This is a genomic window from Melittangium boletus DSM 14713, from assembly GCF_002305855.1.
GTDB lineage: Bacteria > Myxococcota > Myxococcia > Myxococcales > Myxococcaceae > Cystobacter > Cystobacter boletus.
Genome location: NZ_CP022163.1, coordinates 8,693,707 through 8,712,588 on the forward strand (window position 1 = coordinate 8,693,707; position 18,882 = coordinate 8,712,588).

At 68.5% G+C, this 18,882-nt stretch carries 9 protein-coding genes and 1 pseudogene; 4 read left to right on the top strand and 6 right to left on the bottom strand.

Annotated features, from left to right (window positions below):
• Positions 1 to 77 precede the first annotated feature (77 nt).
• The 4 genes from MEBOL_RS36025 to MEBOL_RS36040 form a co-directional block, all read right to left on the bottom strand.
• On the bottom strand, positions 78 to 1,388 hold the full coding sequence (locus MEBOL_RS36025; RefSeq protein WP_095981647.1) for an NCS2 family permease: 1,311 nt from the start codon (positions 1,386 to 1,388) through the stop codon (positions 78 to 80).
• Positions 1,385 to 2,911 (bottom strand): sensor histidine kinase, encoded by a 1,527-nt coding sequence (locus MEBOL_RS36030; RefSeq protein ID WP_095981648.1) that lies wholly within the window; start codon positions 2,909 to 2,911, stop codon positions 1,385 to 1,387. The genes MEBOL_RS36025 and MEBOL_RS36030 overlap by 4 nt, the downstream gene beginning before the upstream one ends.
• Before the next feature lie 298 nt (positions 2,912 to 3,209).
• Entirely contained in the window at positions 3,210 to 8,486 is a 5,277-nt protein-coding gene (locus MEBOL_RS36035; RefSeq protein WP_095981649.1) for an ATP-binding sensor histidine kinase, read from the bottom strand.
• Between the two features lie 68 nt (positions 8,487 to 8,554).
• On the bottom strand, positions 8,555 to 9,874 hold the full coding sequence (locus MEBOL_RS36040) for a hypothetical protein (RefSeq protein ID WP_095981650.1): 1,320 nt from the start codon (positions 9,872 to 9,874) through the stop codon (positions 8,555 to 8,557).
• Positions 9,875 to 10,074: 200 nt separating this feature from the next.
• Here MEBOL_RS36040 and MEBOL_RS36045 point away from each other — a divergent pair, with 200 nt between their 5' ends.
• The 3 genes and pseudogenes from MEBOL_RS36045 to MEBOL_RS43410 all read left to right on the top strand — a co-directional run bounded on the left by MEBOL_RS36045 (position 10,075) and on the right by MEBOL_RS43410 (position 10,934).
• On the top strand, positions 10,075 to 10,344 hold the full coding sequence (locus MEBOL_RS36045; RefSeq protein ID WP_157823873.1) for a hypothetical protein: 270 nt from the start codon (positions 10,075 to 10,077) through the stop codon (positions 10,342 to 10,344).
• A 78-nt stretch (positions 10,345 to 10,422) separates the two neighbouring features.
• Positions 10,423 to 10,817, top strand: a pseudogene (gene sitI6 / locus MEBOL_RS36050) (SitI6 family double-CXXCG motif immunity protein); the annotation flags it as partial.
• Positions 10,818 to 10,829: 12 nt separating this feature from the next.
• Positions 10,830 to 10,934 carry a double-CXXCG motif protein gene (locus MEBOL_RS43410; RefSeq protein WP_245919169.1) on the top strand — a complete coding sequence of 35 codons (105 nt, stop codon included), beginning with the start codon at positions 10,830 to 10,832 and terminating at the stop codon, positions 10,932 to 10,934.
• 1 nt (position 10,935) lies between these two features.
• Here the strand turns inward: MEBOL_RS43410 and MEBOL_RS36055 are convergent, their stop codons facing one another.
• Together MEBOL_RS36055 and MEBOL_RS36060 are read right to left on the bottom strand one after the other, a co-directional pair.
• Positions 10,936 to 16,200, bottom strand: a complete 5,265-nt coding sequence (locus MEBOL_RS36055; RefSeq protein ID WP_095981652.1) for a trifunctional serine/threonine-protein kinase/ATP-binding protein/sensor histidine kinase — start codon at positions 16,198 to 16,200, stop codon at positions 10,936 to 10,938.
• Positions 16,200 to 17,735, bottom strand: a complete 1,536-nt coding sequence (locus tag MEBOL_RS36060; protein WP_095981653.1) for a cytochrome P450 — start codon at positions 17,733 to 17,735, stop codon at positions 16,200 to 16,202. The genes MEBOL_RS36055 and MEBOL_RS36060 overlap by 1 nt, the downstream gene beginning before the upstream one ends.
• Between MEBOL_RS36060 and MEBOL_RS36065 the strand changes: the two genes are divergently transcribed.
• A complete protein-coding gene (locus MEBOL_RS36065; RefSeq protein WP_095983216.1) occupies positions 17,656 to 18,825 on the top strand; it encodes an acyl-CoA dehydrogenase family protein in 1,170 nt (389 codons plus the stop codon). The two genes, MEBOL_RS36060 and MEBOL_RS36065, sit on opposite strands and share 80 nt — an antisense overlap.
• Positions 18,826 to 18,882: the final 57 nt, after the last annotated feature.

Consider the following 18,882-nt stretch of genomic DNA (forward strand, 5'->3'; position numbering starts at 1 on the left):
GTCGGGGGTGCTTCACGACCCGTTTTAGAGGAAAAACCTTCTTTTTCAACGAAAACCGAGAAATCCGGTGTTGTCGTTCAGGCGCCGCCGCTCGTGGCGTAGTGCAGCACCAGCAGGACCGCCAGCACGTACACGACGGGGTGGGCCTCGCGCGGGCGTCCCGACAGCAGCTTCAACGCCGCGTAGGACACGATGCCCGCGCTGATGCCGTTCGCGATCGAGTACGTGAAGGGCATCAGCGCGATCGTCAGGAATCCCGGCAGGGCCTCATCCATCCGGTTCCACGCGAGTTCGCGCACGCCGCTCATCATCAGCGCGCCCACCACCACGAGGACGGGCGCTGTCGCCACGGGTGGAATGGCCGCCAGGGTGGGCACGAAGAAGAGCGACAGCAGGAAGAGCCCCGACACCACCACCGCCGTGAGCCCCGTGCGTCCGCCTTCCTCCACGCCCGCGGCCGACTCGATGTAGCACGTCACCGTGCTGGTCCCGAACACCGCGCCCGCCACCGTCCCCACCGCGTCCGCCATGAAGCCCCGGCCCGCTCCCGGCAAGTCTCCATCCGGTTTCAGGAAGCCGCCCGCGCGGCCCACTCCCAGCAGCGTGCCCGCCGTGTCGAACACGTCCACGAACAGGAACGCCAGCATCACCGTGAGGAACTTTCCCGTCAGCACCTGTGAGAAATCGAAGGCCCAGAAGGTCTCTCGCGGCAGCCGTGGCACGCTCATCCACGCCTCCGGAGCCTTCGCCACCCCCAGCATCCACGCCGCCACCGCCACCGCCGCGATTCCCATCAACAGAGCGCCCTTCACCCGCCGCGATGACAACACGCCGATGAGCACGAGCCCCGCCAACGCCAGCAGGGGCACGGGCGCGCGCAACTCGCCCAGCCGCACGAGCGTGGCCGGACTGTCCGTCACCAGCCCCGCGCTCCTCAGGCCGATGAGCGCCAGGAACAACCCGATGCCCGTGGTGGTGGCCAGCTTGATGGGCGCTGGGATGGCCCGGAGGATGATCGTGCGGACACCTCCGTAGGACAGGAGGATGAACAGCAGGCCCTCGACGAACACCGCCGTCAGCGCGAAGCGCCAGTCCACGCCCAGTCCCTTCACCACGCCATAGGTGAAGTAGGCGTTGAGTCCCATCCCCGGCGCCAGCGCGAAGGGGAAGTTCGCGTAGAGCCCCATCAGCAGGGTGCCGAACGCGGCGCCCAGCGCCGTGGCCACCGTCACGTCCTCGGCGGGCATCCCCGCTTCCGAGAGGATCTGCGGGTTGACCAGCAGGATGTAGGCCATGGTCAGGAACGTCACCAGGCCCGCGCGCAGCTCCGTCCCCACGGACGAGCCCCGCTCACGGATGTGGAAGAAGCGCTCGAGTGGCGTGCTCATTTCCGAGGTCTCAGCACGGCCTCCAGCGGCAGGCGGACCGTGAAGCGGGCCCCGCCCTCGGGCTGGTTCTTGACGGAGATGGTGCCGCCATGGGCCTCGACGATCTCCCGGGTCACGAAGAGTCCCAGGCCCAGCCCCCCATGGTGGCGCATCGGCGCGGCGCGCTCGAACCTGCCGAAGAGCCGGGAGAGCGCCTGCTCCGGGATGCCCGGGCCCTTGTCGGTGATGACGAGGATCGCCTCGGACAGCTCCCGCGTGATGGAGATCTCCACCGGGCTGCCCATCGCGTATTTGAAGGCATTGGACAGCAGGTTGATGAGCACCTGCTCGATGCGGAGGCGATCCCAGGTGCCCTCCACGAGGTGTTCTCCCTGGAGCTGGACCTGGCAATCGGCCTGGAGCGCCGCCTCGCGCAGCCGCTCGGAGACCTCGGTGGCCGTGGTGACGAGGTCGAAGCGCTCCGGGCGGAGCGTGAGCTGCCCGGTGGTGAGCCGCGAGACGTCCAACAGGCTCTCGATGAGGTCCGACAGCCGCCGGGTGCCGCGGACCGCGCGATCCAGCCCGGTGCCGACCTTCGCGTCGAGGGAGGCCACCAGGCGCTTCAGGCTCTGCAACTGGAGCTGGATCGCCGTGAGCGGGGTCTTCAGCTCGTGCGAGGCGATGGCGAGGAATTCGTCGCGCAGTTTCACCGCCTCCTGGGTCTGGGCGAGCCGGATGCGTTCCTCCTCGGCGCGCTTCTGTTCGGTGAGATCCCGCGTCACCTTGGCGAAGCCCATGAGCTTGCCGGTGCCATCATGGATGACGGAGATGACCACGTTCGCCCAGAAGGGCGTGCCATCCTTGCGCAGGCGCCATCCTTCCTCCTCGAAGCGGCCCTCCTGGATGGCGATCTCCAGTTCCATCGCGGGCTTGCCGCTGGCCACGTCCTCGGGCGGGTAGAAGCGGGAGAAGTGCTGGCCGATGATCTCCTGGGCCGTGTAGCCCTTCAAGCGGGCCGCGCCGTTGTTCCACGTCATCACCCGGCCCTGGGGATCCAACATGAAGATGGCGTAGTCCTTCACGCTGTCCACCAGCACCCGGAAGCGCTCCTCGCTCTGCCGCAGTCGCGCCTCGGCCTCGCGGCGCTCGGTGAGATCCCGCGTCACCTTGGCGAAGCCGATGAGCTGGCCCGAGGCGTCGTGGATGGCGGTGAGGACCACGTTGGCCCAGAACCGCTCGCCGTTCTTGCGCAAGCGCCAGCCCTCGTCCTCGAAGCGTCCCACGAGGGTGGCCTGCCGCAGTTCGAGCTCGCACTTGCCGGCGGCGATGTCCTCGGCGGAGTAGAAGGTGGAGAGGTGCCGCCCGATGATCTCACGGGCGGTATAGCCCTTGAGCCGTTCAGCCCCCACGTTCCAGCTCTGCACGTACCCCTGGGGGTCGAGCATGAAGATGGCGTAGTCCTTGATGCTGTCGATGAGAAGTCGCGCCCGCTCGTCGGTCAGCGAGGACTCCTTGGCGCCGGTCCGTGAGTGTCGTTCAGACATCGCAGGGGCCTCGGTTCAAACGGTGGCGATACACGGGTGGGACTCGATCCTGGTGAAGTTGTCGGCCGGGAATTTCCTCGGGACAAGGCCGAAACGAGGGGGATGCCGTGTGCTCAACGGCCTCGGATGAACCGAGGCGTCCCACGCGCAGCCGGCCACGAGGATTCCGTTCCCGCGGCACTCGGAGCGGTGTTGTACAGGCAAATTTTCTAGAGGGACCAACAAAAGGAAAGTCGAGGTGCATCCCCCCATGGGCCCGCATCACGCTCAGGCGAGCGACGGCCCGTTCTGGTCAGCTTCACTGGGAGGGAAACGGGAGCACGAGGGTGGCGATGGCTCCTCGTCCGGGTCCCTCGCTGTCCAGGGTCAGCTTGCCTCCCATCAAGCGCGCCGAGAGGGCGCTGGAGTGCAACCCGATTCCGTGGCCCTCTTTGCGCGTAGTGAAGCCCTGGTTGAAGAGGCGCCCGCGCGCCTCGGGCGCGATGCCCTGGCCCGTGTCCTCCACCTGGATCCGGATCCACTCCGCGTCCGTGTTCAGGCGCAGCCATAACGAGCGCCGCCCGGGTTCGGTTGCTTCCATGGACTGCCGGGCGTTGCTCAGCAGGTTGAGGAGGATCTGGATCATCCGGTGCCTGTCCACCTTCACCCGGGGGAGGGGCGCCAGCTCCTTCATCACCCGCACGCCCGCCTGCCGCAGCGCTCCGGCTTGCAGGCGCAGCGCCTCCTCCATCACCTCGGAGAGATCGCACTCCTCCACCAGCAGCGTGGCCTTCGGGTAGTCCTGTTGCAGGTGGATGATGGTGCGCACGCGCTCGACGTTGCGGGACATGGCCTTGAGGCCCCGCAGCAGCAGCTCCCGCTCCTGCGTCAGCTCGGACGCGAGGCCCGGGAGATAGGCGAACAACTGGCGGCCCCGGGTGTCGTGGGTGACGAAGCCCGAGAGATCCTCGCGGTGTGCTTCCAGGAGGGAGAACACCTTGGAGACCCGGTCCACGCGAGAGGCCTTGACCACCGTGTGCATCTGCTCGGTGTCCACCACGAGACTGGTGAGGGTGTTGCCCACGTCGTGCAACACATTGGAGGCCACCTCGGCCATGCCGGCCATGCGCGCCGTCTCCACCAGGCGCGCCTGGGCCTGCTTCAGCTCGCGCGTGCGCTCCTCCACGCGCCGCTCCAGCTCCTCGTTGGCCTGGCGCAGGGCCGCCTCGGCTTGCTGGACGTCGGCGTAGAGCCGGGCGTTCTCCATGGAGATGGCGGCCTGGGAGGCCAGGTGTTGGAGCAGGGTGATGTGGCCCGGCCGGAAGGCATGGGGGGTGAGGGCGTTCTCCAGGTACAGCAGCCCGTGAAGCTTCTCCTGGCGCTGCACGGGCAGACACAACACGGAGCACGCCTGGCTGTGGGAGAAGAACGCGTCGGAGGCGAAGGGGTGGGGCTGGGAGGTGTCGTCGATGAGGACATGCTCGCCGACGCGCCGCACATAGGAGAGCAGGGTCCACGGGAGCGCCTGGGTGGCCGCCTCGGAGGCCCCGGCGTCCATCAGCGACTCCACCTTCAACGCCTCGCCTTGCACCAGCAGGAGCGCGCCGCGTTGGGCACCGGCATGCTCCAGGGCCACGCGCATGAGGGTGGACACCAGCTTGCCCTGGTTGATCTCACTGGAGATGGCTTGCTGGGCCTTGACGATGGCGAGCACGTCCAGGTGGCTGGAGGCCGAGTCATGGCTGGCGGAGTCCGGATCCTGGGAGCCGCCGCCGAGCAGCCAGGCGCTCTGGGCGTCCATGTGCCGGACCTTGCCCTCGGCGCCCCATTGCTCGTAGGCCTCGCGCGCCTGGCGGGCATAGGCCCGCGCGACGCTGGGCAGCCGCCGCTCCATCCAGAAGCGAGCGGCCAGCTCACTGGCCACGGCGACATTGTGGACGAGCCCCTGCTCGCGGGCCGCTTGAATGGCCTCCTCGTAGGTGGTGGGCGCCGCGTCCGTCTTCCCGAGCAGGCGCTCCAGCTCCGCCGCCACCGTGCGCTCCGGCGCCCGAAACGTCTCCGGACAGTGCGCGGCCCACTCCTCCAATTGCCGATGGTGCTCCTGGATGTCCTCCAGGTCCTCCTGGCGCCGCGCCTCGGGCGCGTCCCGGTAGCACGCGGCCAGGGCGAGCGCCCGGTAGAAGTGGTAGTCGAAGAGCTGGATGCGTCCGGAGTTGGTCCAGTCAAGGGCCTTGGCCTCCTCCGCGGCCCGGCGCGCCTCCTCGTAGGCACCGCACATGAAGCGCGAGCGGGCCTTGATGGTGCCGTACCAGAAGCGCAACGAGACCATGCGGCCGCCCAGCTGGGCCTCGAACGCGCGCTCGTCGAATCCCTCCATGTCCAGGGACTCGAAGGACGCGGAGCGCCCCCGCATCTGGTGCACGAAGGCATGGGAGAGCCGGATCATGTCCTCCGTCTGCCGGAAGCCCACCTGGTGCGTGAAGTCCGCGCGCGCGACGAGCTCCCGGGACACCTCGGCCAGATCCTGGCCCGCGAGCAGGCGGACCGTCCCGATGAAGATGCAGCAATAACAGGCGGCCTGGAGATCTCCCGCCTGGAGCGCGGCGTGGAAGGCCCGCTGGTAGAGCTCCATCGCGGCGGACAGCGGCTTCACCCACAGGCTCAGGTGGCCCACGGTGAAGAGCGTCCTGGCGCGATGGGCGGAGTCCGGGTAGCGATCGATGATCGCGCTCGCCAGCATGCCGAAGGCATACCCCCGGTCGTACTGCTTGAAGCGGCGGGTGGTGATCACCGAGCCGTACCACACGAAAGCCGACGCGGCCTCGGATGTGCCCCCATGGCGCAGGGTGATGGACACCATCCGGCACACGTGCAGGGCCAGCAACTGCTCGTGGGTGAAGAAGGCGGGCCAGGTCAGGGCCGCGAGCAGACCCATGGCGATCTTCATGTCCGGGTCCGTCATGGCGGGCAGGTCGAGCAGGCTCTCGATGGGGCGGGTGCCCAACAGGGACTCCACCTCCTGGTAGGCGGCCGTCACGTCTTCCCAGGTGGGGCGGGCGGGGAGGTCCACGCCGAAGCGCGCCAGACACTCCAGCAGACAGGAGATGGAGGCCTCGGCTTGATTGCTCGTGAGGAGGATGCCGCTCTTGAGCTGGTAGGCGGCCGCCATGTCCTGGCGCGTGGGCGCCCTGGGGAGCAGTTCCTCCACGAGACGGCGCGCCTCGGGCGCGTTGCCGCTCACCGACTCGCAGTCCGCCTGCTCGAGGCGCAGCGCGAAGGTCTCCGCGGGGGCCGTCACCCAGGGGTCGCCGGGGATCAACCCGAAGGCCATGGCGAAGTAGCCCACGGCCGAGCGGTACGCGGCGGAGGCCCTGGCCCGGGTGCCCGCCGCGACGTTGAGCCACGCCAGCCGGGTGCGCTCTCCGGCGTCCTCCATCAATCGCGCGCCCGCGTTGAGCTGGCCCACCACGTCGAACAGGCGCTCGTGCAGCTCCTCGGGCGAGAGGCGGGCCCAGAGCAGCCGGCCCATTTCCAGATGGGTGGCCTCGCGCTCCTCCTCGCTCATGAGGGCATGGGCGGCCTGGTGGATGCGATCATGCAGGAAGCGGTAGTGCTGGGGGCCCGTCTCCACGAGCAGTCCTTCCGCGAGGACCGGTTCGAGGCCCCGCTCCACCTCGGGGCCCTCCTCGTGGGAGAGCAGGGCCAGGGTCTCCAGGGTGAAGGCATGGCCCACGCACGCGGCCAGACGCATCAGCCGCTGGGCCGGGGAGGGCAGTTGCCGCAGCCGTCCGGCCATGAAGTCCACCATGTTGTCCGAATAGCCCTGGGCCCGGACGGCCTCCTCATCCCATCGCCACCCGCCCCGCGCCCCGCGCGCCACGAGGCCATCCTGGTAGAGCGTCTGGAGGAACTGGAGGAGGAAGAAGGGGTTGCCGCCCGTCTTCTCCTGGAGCAGCGCGGACAGCGGCGCCACGACCTCGTCCGCGGCACCAGGCAGGGCATCGGCCACCAGTTGCCGCGTCCAGGGGAGGGAGAGGGGCCCCAGGTGGATCTCCACGAGCCGTCCCCCGGCCTCGCGCACCTCCGTGAGCACCTGGGTCAGCGGGTGGGTGGCGCTCACCTCGTTGTCCCGGTAGGCGCCCATCAGCAGCAGGGGAGGCGTCTCCGGGTGCGTGCCGAGGTAGCGCAGCAGCTCGATGCTGGCGAAGTCCGCCCACTGCAGATCATCCAGGAAGAGCACCAGCGGCCGCTCGGGGGTGGCCACCACGCCGAGGAAGCGTTGGAAGAGGCGGTTGAAGCGGTGCCGTGCCTCGACCAGCGACAGCTCGGGCGGAGGCGGGAGCTCGCCCACCACCTGCTCCAGTTGGGGCACCAGGCCCACCAACAACTGGCCGTTGCCCTCGAAGGCCTCCAGCAGACGCCAGCGCCAGTCCGCCACCTCCTCCTCGCTGCCCGCCAGCATCCGCTGCACGAGCGCCTTCAGGGAGCGCGCCAGGGTGGCGTAGGGCACGTCGCGTTGCAGGGAGTCGAACTTGCCGCTGAGAAAGAAGCTGCGGCGCTGGAGGATGGGCTTGTGCAGCTCGTGGACGACGGAGGACTTGCCGATGCCCGAGTAGCCGCTCACCAGGACCCACTCGGGCTTTCCCCCTCGTGCCACCCGCTCGAAGGCCCGCAGCAGCGCTTGGAGTTCCGCTTCGCGGCCGTAGAGGCGCTGGGGAGGTTGGAAGCGGGCGGGAAAGTCCTGGAGGCCCAGGGGGAAGAGCTCCTTCACCCCTTGGAGCAGCTCGTCCCGGCACCGCTCCAGATCGGCTTTCAGTCCCTCGGCGCTCTGGTAGCGCTGCTCGGCGTTCTTGCCGAGCAACTTGAGCACCACCGCCGAGAGCTGGGGCGGGACGGAGGGGAGCCGCTGATCGGGCGGGACGGGCACCTGCGCGATGTGGGCATGGAACCACTCCAGGGCGTCCTTGCCCCGGAAGGGCAATTGCCCGGTGAGCCATTGGTAGAGCACCACCCCCAGCGAGTAGAGATCCGTGCGGTAGTCCACCGCCCGGTTCATCCGCCCCGACTGCTCCGGAGACATGTAGGCCAGCGTGCCTTCCACCAGGGCCGCGGGCGTGGCCTCCACGTGCTCCAGTTGCTGAGAGGTGGCCAGGCCAAAGTCGATGAGCCAGACCTTCCCGTCCGCCGAGCCCAGGATGTTGGCGGGTTTGATGTCCTTGTGGATGACGCCTCGGCGGTGCACTTCCGCCAGGGTGGCGCTCAGGGAGATGGCGATGGAGAGGACGAGGGAGGGCTCGAGGGGTTGGCCCGTCCGCTCCGACAGGGCCGTGCCGCCCACGTCCTCTAGCAGCAGGAGGGGCCGCTCCTGGATCATCTCCAGGCCATGCGAGGTGAGGACCCCGGTCGTCCCTCGCAGGCGCTGCAGCAGGTGGTATTCGCGCTGGTAGCGGGCGCGCTCGCGGGGACCGGGATATTCCGTGCGCGGCGTCTTGATGATGACGGGCAACCGGTCCGCCTCACGCACCGCTTGAAACAGGAGGTTGTTGGTCGTCGTTTGAAACAGACTCCGGACTTCGTACCCCGCGAACTCCATCATGGGGACTTTATCGCGCGGTCCGCGCGCCGTCGTCTCGATCTGGCTTCGGTCCCAGAGGGCCCGCACGCTCAGTGCTCCGGGTGCCACTTCTCCATGTGCTGGGCATGCGTCTTCAAGTAGGCGCCCTGTTGGTAGAAGTGATCGTAGAACGCGAGGTCCAGGTGGTGGGCCTGGAGGTACATGAGGCAGTAGGTGCTCGGCAGCGTCGCGGGGAACTTGCCGAACGTGTCGTGGAGGTACTGGGCCATCCGCGTCACGCACGCCTTGAACTCCTCGTCATGCACGCGGGCGCTGCCCCGGATGCGCCGGGTGTCCTTGTAGGGGCCGGGCGTGTCCGGGTGGAAGGGCCCTCCGCGCCCGAACTTGCGCTGGCAGAAGGCCTCCACGGCCGCGCGCATGTCCGGATAGTGGGGCGGGCAGAATCCCTCGAAGACACCGGGCAGCCCCGTGGGGTTGGGCAGCGTCCAGCGGGGATCCGTGTCGTAGCGGAACCCGAGCCCCGGCGCGTCCGGCTCCCCGCTGGCGCCCAGCACCGAGTTGCGATCCAGCCCGTCGTACATCCATCCGCCCAGGCCCATGGCCTGCAGCATCAGCGTGCCGGCGTAGCACGCGGTGGACAGTTCCACGGTGGCCTCGCCCAGGGTGAGCTGCTCCACGTAGGACAGCGGGTAGGGATGATCCACGTCGACCAGCTCGCGGAAGCGCTCCATGCCGGGGATGGGCCGGTGGTGGTAGTCGTCGGTGATGCAGAAGCCGTTCTGCACCAGGTAGCAGAGGGTGGCGAGATGGTGCTGGGCCAGATCCGCCACGGGGATGAACAGCGTGGTGCCCGGCTGGTTGGACACCCAGGTGTTGTGTCCCTCCATGTGCGGCGCTCGGGGCGGGAGGATGAGCCGCTGATCGGAGATCTTCCGGACGCGCGAGCGATGCGCCGCCAGCAGGGCCTTCAGGTCCAACCGCCCGTCCGCGTCCCGCTCGCCCAGGGCGGGTGCGTCCCGCGTGGCGACGAAGTAGATGCCGGTGTCGTCCGTGAAGAACAGCTCGCTCGTGTGGAAGCCCGCGGCCGAGGGGAAGGTGCGTCCGCCCGCGGTGCCCGCGTAGTTGGCCAGGGCGGGCGCGTAATGCGCGTTGCGGGCGATGAGGTAGTGCCAGCCCGTGTTACCGCCCACCGCCGTGATGAGCAGCATCTGCTCCAGTGACGAGAGGGGCACGGGCCTGGCGCTCGAGGTGAAGGCCATGGGGCCATCGGGGATGCTCGCGCCCAGGAAGAACCGCCGCGAGCGGCGTCCGAGCAGTGCCTGGACGAGCGGGAAGTCGAGCACTTCCTCCAGGCCGGACGCGGTGGGTTCGGGACTCTCGAGTCCGGGGATTTCCGAACGGTATGCCATGACCCACCTCCCGAGGGTGTCATGACGACCATCGTCATCCGAGAGGCCAGGACGCAATCACCCTCGGAGCGGGCGCCCGCCACCCTGTTCCAGAGTCATGGCATTATTTCGGCATTTCAAGTAAATCTAGACTAAGCCGCCAAATCAGGAATAGTCTCCGAGCCGATAGAAGTGATGATGTCCTTCTTGGAGGCTGACGCATGGACCGTATGAAAGTGGTGGGGGGTGTGCTCCTGGGATGGGTGGCGCTGGGCTCGGCGGCTTGGACGAGCCGTGAGATTCCGCCCTCGGAGATGGCGCCCGCGCTGACGGGGGCGAGCTGTGCGGGGGACTTCTTGATAGGGCTTCCCGCCGTGGAGTCCGGGCGCGTGGTTCAGGCCCATCCCCAAGGCGCGCCCTCGGAGATGGTCTGGATCTTCCAGTGCTGGAATGGCACCTGGCAGACCGTGGCGACCTTCACGAGCAAGTGATTCGGGGCGGCCTCACTCTCCTCACGCTCGTCTGCGTGCTTCTGGCCTACTGCCAGGATTGAGCCGAGGAGCACGCGGATGAGGTACTTCAGAATCGAGGAGGACGAGTCCTCGAGCTACACGGGCGACGTCGACGGCGAGCACAAGTGGGGGCTTCCTGGCATCCTCTGTTGCCCTGTCTGCAAGGCGACCTGGAGTGGCGGTTCCAAGACGTACCCCTCGGTGGATTTGACCGCGGTGGCCTCTCTCGCCAACTTCGAGGAAGCCCGAGCCGAGCCCATCGCGGAGTACGAAAGACTGCGCGAGCTGATACGCCCACTCCTACCTTCTGGTGCCCTGGTGGAACCAGGCTCGTCCTTTGGACCACTCATTGGCAGGGGACAGGGTCGTTTCGGGCCGCTCGTCACCCCTGTTCCCTGGTGGCTGCTGGTTCAACGCGGGGCACTCGAGAAGCTCCAGGAAGAGGGCCTGCACGGGCTCAAGGGATGGAGGACTTCTCCACCGTCATCGTCTGCACCGAGCGCTTCGTCGATGCCTGTCGGCGCCTGGGGTTCGACGGTGTGGCGTTCCGTTCCCTGCCCGTGACCTGATTCATGCCCGGCCTGGTGAGAGAGGAAGCTCCAGCGTGGCCGTGGCGCCCTTGCCGGGGCCCTCGCTGTCCAACGTGAGGCGGCCTCCCAACATCTTCGCCGCCAACACGCTCGCGTGCAGGCCAAACCCGTGGCCGTCCTCTCGCGTGGTGAAGCCGTGCACGAAGAGCCGTTCCCGGATTTCAGGGGCGATCCCCATGCCGTTGTCCACCACCTGGATGCGCGCCCAGGTCCCCTCGGCGGTGAGCCGCACGCACAGCTTGCGCGCGCTCTCGGGCAGCACGTCCATCGCGTTCTTCGCGTTGCTGATGAGGTTGATGAGGATCTGCAACACCTTGTGCTTGTCCACCTGGACCTTGGGCAGCACCGTCAGCTCGCGAGTGATGTCGATGCCGTGGCGCGTGAGCGAGGCGAGCTGGACACGCAGGGCGTCTTCGATCAGCTGCGCGAGATCGCACTCCACCGCGAGGATCGACACCTTGGCGTAGTCCTGCTGCACCTCGACGATGGCGCGGATGTGTTCGATGGATCGGCTCATCGCCTCCACATCGCTCATCAACGTCTCCTGCTCGCGGATCAGCTCGTCGGAGAGTCCGGTGAGGTAGTCCGGGAGCAGGCGGCCTCGCGGATCCCGGGTGAGGAAGTCCGCGAGGGTGTCGCGCTGCTCCGTGAGCAGCCCCGACGCCTGCTTCAACCGGCTGACCCGCGAGGCGCCCACGTGCCGGCGCATCATCTCCACGTTGATGACGGCGCTGGTGAGGACGTTGCCCACGTTGTGCAGCACGTTGGACGCCACCTCGGCCATTCCCACCTCGCGGGCGGTGTCCACCAGGCGGGCCTGGGCCTCCTTCAACTCGCGCGTGCGCTCCTCCACCCGGTGCTCGAGCTCGTCGTTGGCCTGGCGCAGGGCCGCCTTGGCCCGCTGGACATCCGCGTACAGCCGCGCGTTCTCGATGGAGATGGCCGCCTGCGAGGCGAGGTGGCTCAGCAGCGCGAGCCGCTCCGGGCTGAAGGCGTTGGTGGCCAGATCGTTCTCCAGGTACAGCGCTCCGGAGAAGGCCTCCCGCCGCATCAAGGGCAGGCACAGCACCGATCTCGCCTCGCCTCGCCGCAGGTACTCGTCGGACGAGAAGGGGTGGGGCTGGGTGGCATCGTCGATGAGCACGTGATCGTGGGTGCGCTTGACGTAGGTGATGAGCGTCCACGGCAGCTCGGCCGGAGCGCCTCGCGTCTGGGACGGGTCAACGCCGCCCGGAGAAAGGCCGGCGACGGCCGACACCGAGAGGGTGTCTCCGTTCGTCAGCAGCAGGGCTCCCCGTTGGGCGCCCGCGTTCGCGATGGCCACCCGCAGCAAGGTGGTCACCAGCCGGTCCAGCACGATCTCTCCGGAAATGGCTTGCTGGGCCTTCACCACCGCGAGCGCGTCGATCTGCGTCGAGTCCGTCCGGGTGGACTCCGATTCCGAGATGGAGCGTGAAGGCAGAAGCTCCGGCCACTGAGCCACCAGGTGCCGGGCCTTTGCCAGGGCTCCCCATTGTTGGTACGCCGTCAGGGCCTCGCGCGCGAAGGCGAGAGCGACGGTGGGCGCCTGGCGTGCGCGCCAGAAGTTCGCCGCGAACTCGGCCGCGAGGCCGACGTTCTGGGTGAAGCCATTCTCCCGGGCCACCCGGAGGGCTTCTTCATACGCGCGCGTGGCCTCGTCCGGCCGGTCCCCGAGCCGCGCCAGCTCCGCGAACACCAGGCGCTCGGGGGCGCGGAAGGTGTGCGGGCAGCTGTCCGCCCACTCCAAGAGCTGCTGGTGGTGCCGCTGGATGTCCTCCACGGAGCCGCCGCTCGCGGCCAGCGACAGGGCCCGGTAGAGGTGGAAGTCCAGGACGTTGATGCTTCCGCGAACGACCCAGAGCAGGCCGGCCACCTTGTCCGCGGCCTCGAGCGCTTCCCCGTAGGCGCCGCACATGAAGCGGGACTTGAGCTTGGAGATCCAATAGGTGCCCCGCAAGCCACTCAGGCGCGGGGACGACAGGGACTCCTCGTAGGCCTGCTCGTCGAAGCCCTCTCCGCTCAGGGTGTTGAACGAGAGCGTGCGCCCGCGCAGCTGCTGCACGTAGCGCTGGTGGAGCATGATCATGTCCCGCGCATCCAGGACGCCGACCTTGCGCGCGAAGTCCATCCGCACGACCGATTCCTGGTGGACCTCGTCCAGGTTGTGACCCATGGCCAGGCGGTTCAGGGTGATGGACAGGCCGCAGTAGCAGGCCACATGGAATTCCCCCTCCTGGACCGCGTGGTGGAATCCGCCGAGGGCCAGCTCCTGGGTCATGGACAGGGGCTGGGTCCAGTAGCCGATGAACTGCAGGCTGAAGAGCACCTGGGCGCGCTGCGCGGACAGGTTGTGCCGTTCGAGGAACTCGCGGGCGAGCCTTCCCAACGCACGCCCCTCCCGGTAGCGCTTGAAGTGGGCGCCGGCCAGCATCCCCAGCCAGCTGAACCCGGACACGGCTTCCGGGGTGAAGCCATGGCGGAGGGCGAGGGTGACCATACAGCTCAGGTTGATGGTGAGCAGGTGGGGATCGGTGAAGAACGATGACGAGAAGAGCGCGAGGAGGACGCCCATCTTCATCTTCTCGTCCGGATCGGTCATGAGCGGCAGATCGACGAGGCGCTCGATGGGACATTCTCCGAGCAACGTCCAGACCTCGTCGGACGCGGCGGCCGCCTCCTCCGCGGTGGGGCGCGAAGGCAGCGGCATGCCCAGCAGCGCCAGGCATTCCAGGGAGCATTCGCCGGCGTCCCGGTGCCGCCCTGTCCCCACGAAGATGCGATTGCGCAGCAGGGCGACGGCCACCTTGTCCTCGCGGCTGCTCGCTCGGGCGCGGAGCTCTTCCGCCAGGCGCTCCGCCTCGGCGGTGTTGCCGCTCATGAGCTCACAGTTCGCCCGCGCGTGCAGCACCTTGAAGGCCAGCGCGGCATTCGTCTCCCACGCGTCTCCTGGAATGAGCGAGAAGGCCTTCGTGAAGTAGGTGATGGCGGGGCGATGCGCGATCGAGGCCTTGGCCTTCATGCCCGCGTCCGCGTTCAGCCTCGCGAGGAGGTGGCGCTCCCCGGGATCGTCGATCCGCTCCTCCGCGGCGTTGAGATGGCTCACCACGTCGAAGAGCTTCTCGTGCAGCTCCTCGGGGGAGAGGGTCACCAGCAGCGTGCGGCCGATGCGCAGGTGGAGCGTCTTCTGCTCCTCCTCGGAGCTGAGGGCATGGGCCGCCTGGTGGATGCGATCATGGAGGAAGCGGTACTGCTCCGGGCCGCCGCGCATGAGCAGGCCTTCCTGCAGCGCGGGCCCGAGCCCCCGCTCCACCTCGCCGATGTCGCCCAGGTCCGAGAGCGTGCTCAGCATCGGAAGGGAGAAGACATGGCCCATGCACGCGGCCAGGCCCAGCAGGCGTTGCGTCGGGGCGGGCAGCTGGCGCAGCTTGTCCACCAGGAAGTGGACGACGTTGTCCGAGTAGCCCATGGCCTGGACTCTCTCGGCGTCCCACCGCCAGGTGCCCTCGGGCGTGCGGGTCAGCAGGCCATCGTGATCGAGCGCCAGCAGCAACTGGCCGAGGAAGAACGGATTGCCGCCCGACTTCTCGTGTATCCGCACCGACAGCGGGACGACGACCTCGGGGGTCGCTCCTGGCAGTGCATCCGTGATGAGCTGTTGGACCTGATCCAGGTTCAGGGGCCCGAGCTGAAGGTCGGTCACCCGCGCGCCCGATTTGCCGACCCCCTCCAACATCGCCCTCAGGGGATGGGTGGGGCTGACCTCATTGTCCCGGTAGGCCCCGATGAGCAGCAGGGGCGGCGCCTCCGGGTGGGTGATGAGGTACTGGAGGATCTGGAGGCTGGCGAGATCGGCCCATTGCAGATCATCCAGGAACATCACGAGCGGATGCTCGGACGTGGCGAAGACCCCGAGGAACTTGCGAAGCACGCGCCGGAAGCGGTTCTGCGTCTCGGTGAGCGACAGCTCCTGGACCGGAGGCTGCTTGCCCACGACGCGCTCCAACTGCGGCACGAGCTCCACCATCACCTGGCCATGCTCCGCCCAGGCCGCCTGGAGGCGCTCGCGCCATTGGGCCAGCTCCTCGTCACTCCCCGCGAGCAGCTGCTGCACCAGTCCCCGGAGGGCCTGGGCCAGGGTCGCGTAGGGGATGCCGCGGTGGAGCTGATCGAACTTCCCGTTCAGGAAGAATCCCCGCCGCCGCACCACCGGCTTGTGCAGCTCCAGCACCATCGACGACTTGCCGATGCCGGAGTAGCCACGCACCAGCATGAGCTCCGCCACGCCGCCCTGGCGCACCCGCTCGAAGCCCTCGAGGAGCGCGGCGACCTGGGACTCGCGCCCGTAGAGCCGCTGCGGCAGTTGGAAGTGCTGGGGGACATCCCGCTCGCCCAGGGCAAAGACCTCGAGCGCTCCCTCGCGGCACTTCTCCAGATCGACCCGGAGGCCCTCGGCGCTCTGGTAGCGCTCCTCGGCCGTCTTGGCCAACAGCTTCATCACCAGCGCCGAGAGCGCGGGCGGAATGGACGAGACGCGCTCGTGGGGCGGCGTCGGGCGCTGCGCCATGTGGGCGTGGAACCACTCGAGCGCGTCCTGCCCCTGGAAGGGGCGCTTGCCCGTCAGCAGCTCGTAGAACGTCACGCCCAGCGAATAGAAGTCGGTGCGGTAGTCCACCAGGCGGTTCATCCGCCCGGTCTGCTCGGGAGACATGTACGCGAGCGTCCCCTCGATGAGGTTGACCGGTGCCGCGTCCAGGTGCTCCACCCGCTGGAGCGAGGCCACTCCGAAGTCCACGAGCCGGGCACCTCCCGTGGGCTCGGCGATGATGTTGGCGGGTTTGACGTCCTTGTGGATGACGCCATGGTGGTGGAGTTCCGCGAGCGTCGAGGCCAGGGACAGGGCCAGCTCGAGGAACCGCGGCACCTCCATGGGCGGGCCCACGAGCTCCGACAGGGGCTCGCCCCGCAGGCGCTCCATCATGAGCACGGGACGGCCGAGGACATACTCCTGGGCGTAGGAGCGGACCACGCCGCTCACCTCCCGGAGCCGTTGCAGGATGGAGAATTCCCGGCGGTAGCGCTCGCGCTCGCGGGGGCCGGGCGAGCGGGTGGCGGGCGTCTTGATGATGACCGGCAGGCCATCGGACTCACGCACCGCCTGGAAGAGCACGTTCGCGCCCGTCGTGCGGAACGTGCCGAGGAGCTTGTAGCCTGGAATGTCGAGCATCATGGCTCGGCCAGGGGGCGCTCACCCGCGTCGATGCGGCGGAACTCGAGCTGGATGCCGCTTCGGGGCTTGGGGAAGGGGACCTGGGTGTACTCGAGATCCTGGCCCGGCACGAGCTCCCACGCGTGGTGCTTGAGCAGGAGGATCAGCATCACGCTCATCTCCACCATCGCGAAGTGCTGGCCCAGGCAGATGCGCGGCCCGCCGCCAAAGGGGATGAAGGTGCCGGGCTTCTTCTGCTCGGGGTTCTCGCCGCCGAAGCGCTCCGGATCGAACCGATCGGGGGTGGGCCAGTTCGCGCCCGCGTGCGCCATCTTGATGCTCACGGGCACCGTCCACCCCTTGGGGATGCGGTAGCCATTGAAGGCCACGTCGCGCGTGGTGACGCGGAAGGCGCCTCCAATGGGTGGAATGGTGCGCATCCCCTCGTGGAGGAGCTGGACGAGGTAGGGCGTGGCCCGCATCCCCTCCAGGGTGAGGGGACCCTCCAGCCCCGCGACCGCCTCGCGGCCCCGCTGGAGCACGTCCGGGTGCTGGGCCAGCATCAGCATGAGGTTGGACATGGCGGTGACGGTGGTGTCGTGCCCGGCGAAGAGGAGCAATTGCAGCTCGTCGACGATGGCCGCTCGGGACAGGGGCTCCTCGCCTTCACGGCGCTGGAGGAGCGAGCCCAGCAGATCCGGCGGTTGCTCGGTCCGGGCCTGCCGCTCGGCGACCACCTGCTCCAGGTAGCCGATCATCGCCTTCTTCGAGGCGAGGGCCCGCCCGAACGTCGTCCAGGGCAGGTCGATGGGAAAGGGGGAGAAGAGCCCCGCCGTCCACGCCTTGAAGTGGTGCATGAGGAACGGCAGATCCACGGTGTCCTGGCCGAAGATGAGCGCCAGGGCGATCTCGAAGGCCAGCTCCCGCATGGCGGGCCACAGCGTGAAGTCGCCTGGACGCGCCGTCCACCGCTCGAAGTGCCGCCGGGAGAGCGATTCGATGATGGGCACGAACCCGCGCATGGACGCGTAGCTGAAGTGGGGCGCGAGCAGGCGGCGCCGCTCCAGGTGCTCGTTGCCCTCAAGCATCGCGAGGCAGTGGGCCCCGAGCAGGCGGCGCACGCCCGGACTCCAGCGGTTCTTCAGGTACTTGCCCTCGCCCGCGAAGATCCACTGGACGGCCTCCGGGCCGAGCAGGAACGCCGCGGGCGAGCCCAACACGTGGGAGCGGAAGACGGCGCCGTACTGGCGTTGCCGACGCTCGGCGAAGGCTCGGCTGGAGCGCAGGTACTCCAGCGTTTCTCCAATCAAGGGAAGGCCCGAACTGCCGGGAGGGAGCGGGAGTGTTTCAGGGGGGGAGGGGGGACTGGCATCCGCCGGGGAGGTCATCGCGGCGTCAAGGATATAACCCCTTGGGGCAGACGGGCACGCCCGCCTTGGTGGATGCTCGCGCCTACACTCAGAGGAGGAGCACATGAAGGACGCGGAGGCGAAGAAGGTGCTGGACGCCGTGCGGGACCTGGCTCCGGTGATTGCATCCCGGGCGGTGGACATCGAGTCGGAGCGACGGCTACCGGTGGACCTGCTCGACCAGCTCAAGCAGGCGGGCCTCTTCCGGATGTTCGTGCCTCGGAGCCACGGGGGGCACGAGGTGGACCTTCGCGCCGGCATGGAGATCCTCGAGACGCTCGCCCGGGCGGACGCGGCCACGGGCTGGACGACGATGATCGGCTCGGAGACCCCGCATCTCTTCTCGCTCCTGTCGCGCGAGCGCTTCGACGCCCTCTACTCGGGCGGACCGGACGTCATCGTGGCCGGTGGCTTCAACGCGCAAGGACAGGCCGCGGTGGAGGAGGGGGGCTATCGCGTCACCGGGCGTTGGGGCTTCGCCAGTGGTTGCCAGCACGCGGACTGGCTCTTCGGCAACTGCGTCGTCCACGCGGAGGGCCAACCGCTCCCGGGGCTCGCCGAGGGCACGTCTCGGACGCGGGCCATGCTCCTGCGGCCCGACGCGGTGCACATCCTCGACACCTGGAACGCGCTCGGGCTCAAGGGCACGGGCAGCCATGACATCGAGGTGCGCGAGGCCTTCTGCCCCGAGGAGAGCTCCTTCGACATCTTCTTCGGTACACCCCATGTGCGGGGCGCGGGTCTGGTCGCGCCCCTGCTGCACTTCGCGCTTCACATGGCGGCGGTGTCGCTGGGCATCGCCCAGGGCGCGCTGGATGACGTGGTGAAGCTCGTCGGGACGGGCAAGCGGCGGATGTACGCCCGCGTTCCGCTCTCCGAGTCCCCCGTCTTCCAGCTGCACCTCGGCCGCGCGGATACGAGCGTGCGGGCGGCCCGGGCGCTCCTGCGCGATCTCTCCGATGAATTCTGGGCCGCGTGCGAGGGCGACTTCGCGGCCATTCCGGCGCTGGCGCCGCGCGTCTCGGCCGCCCTGGCCTGGGTGGCGGAGACGGCGGCCGAGGTCGTGGGCACCTGCTACCAGGCGGGCGGTGCCAGCTCGCTCCAGGACGGCTCGTCGCTGCAACGGCGCTTCCGGGACATCCACACCTTCCGCCAGCACGCGGCCGCCGCCGAGGGGTGGTTCGGTCAGGCCGGGGCGGCCCTGGTTGGCCAGCCCACGGGACTCTGGACCTGAGGGGCAGGTGGCCTGGACTAGCACTCGGTGTGCGGGGTGCGCACCCTCTCTTACGAT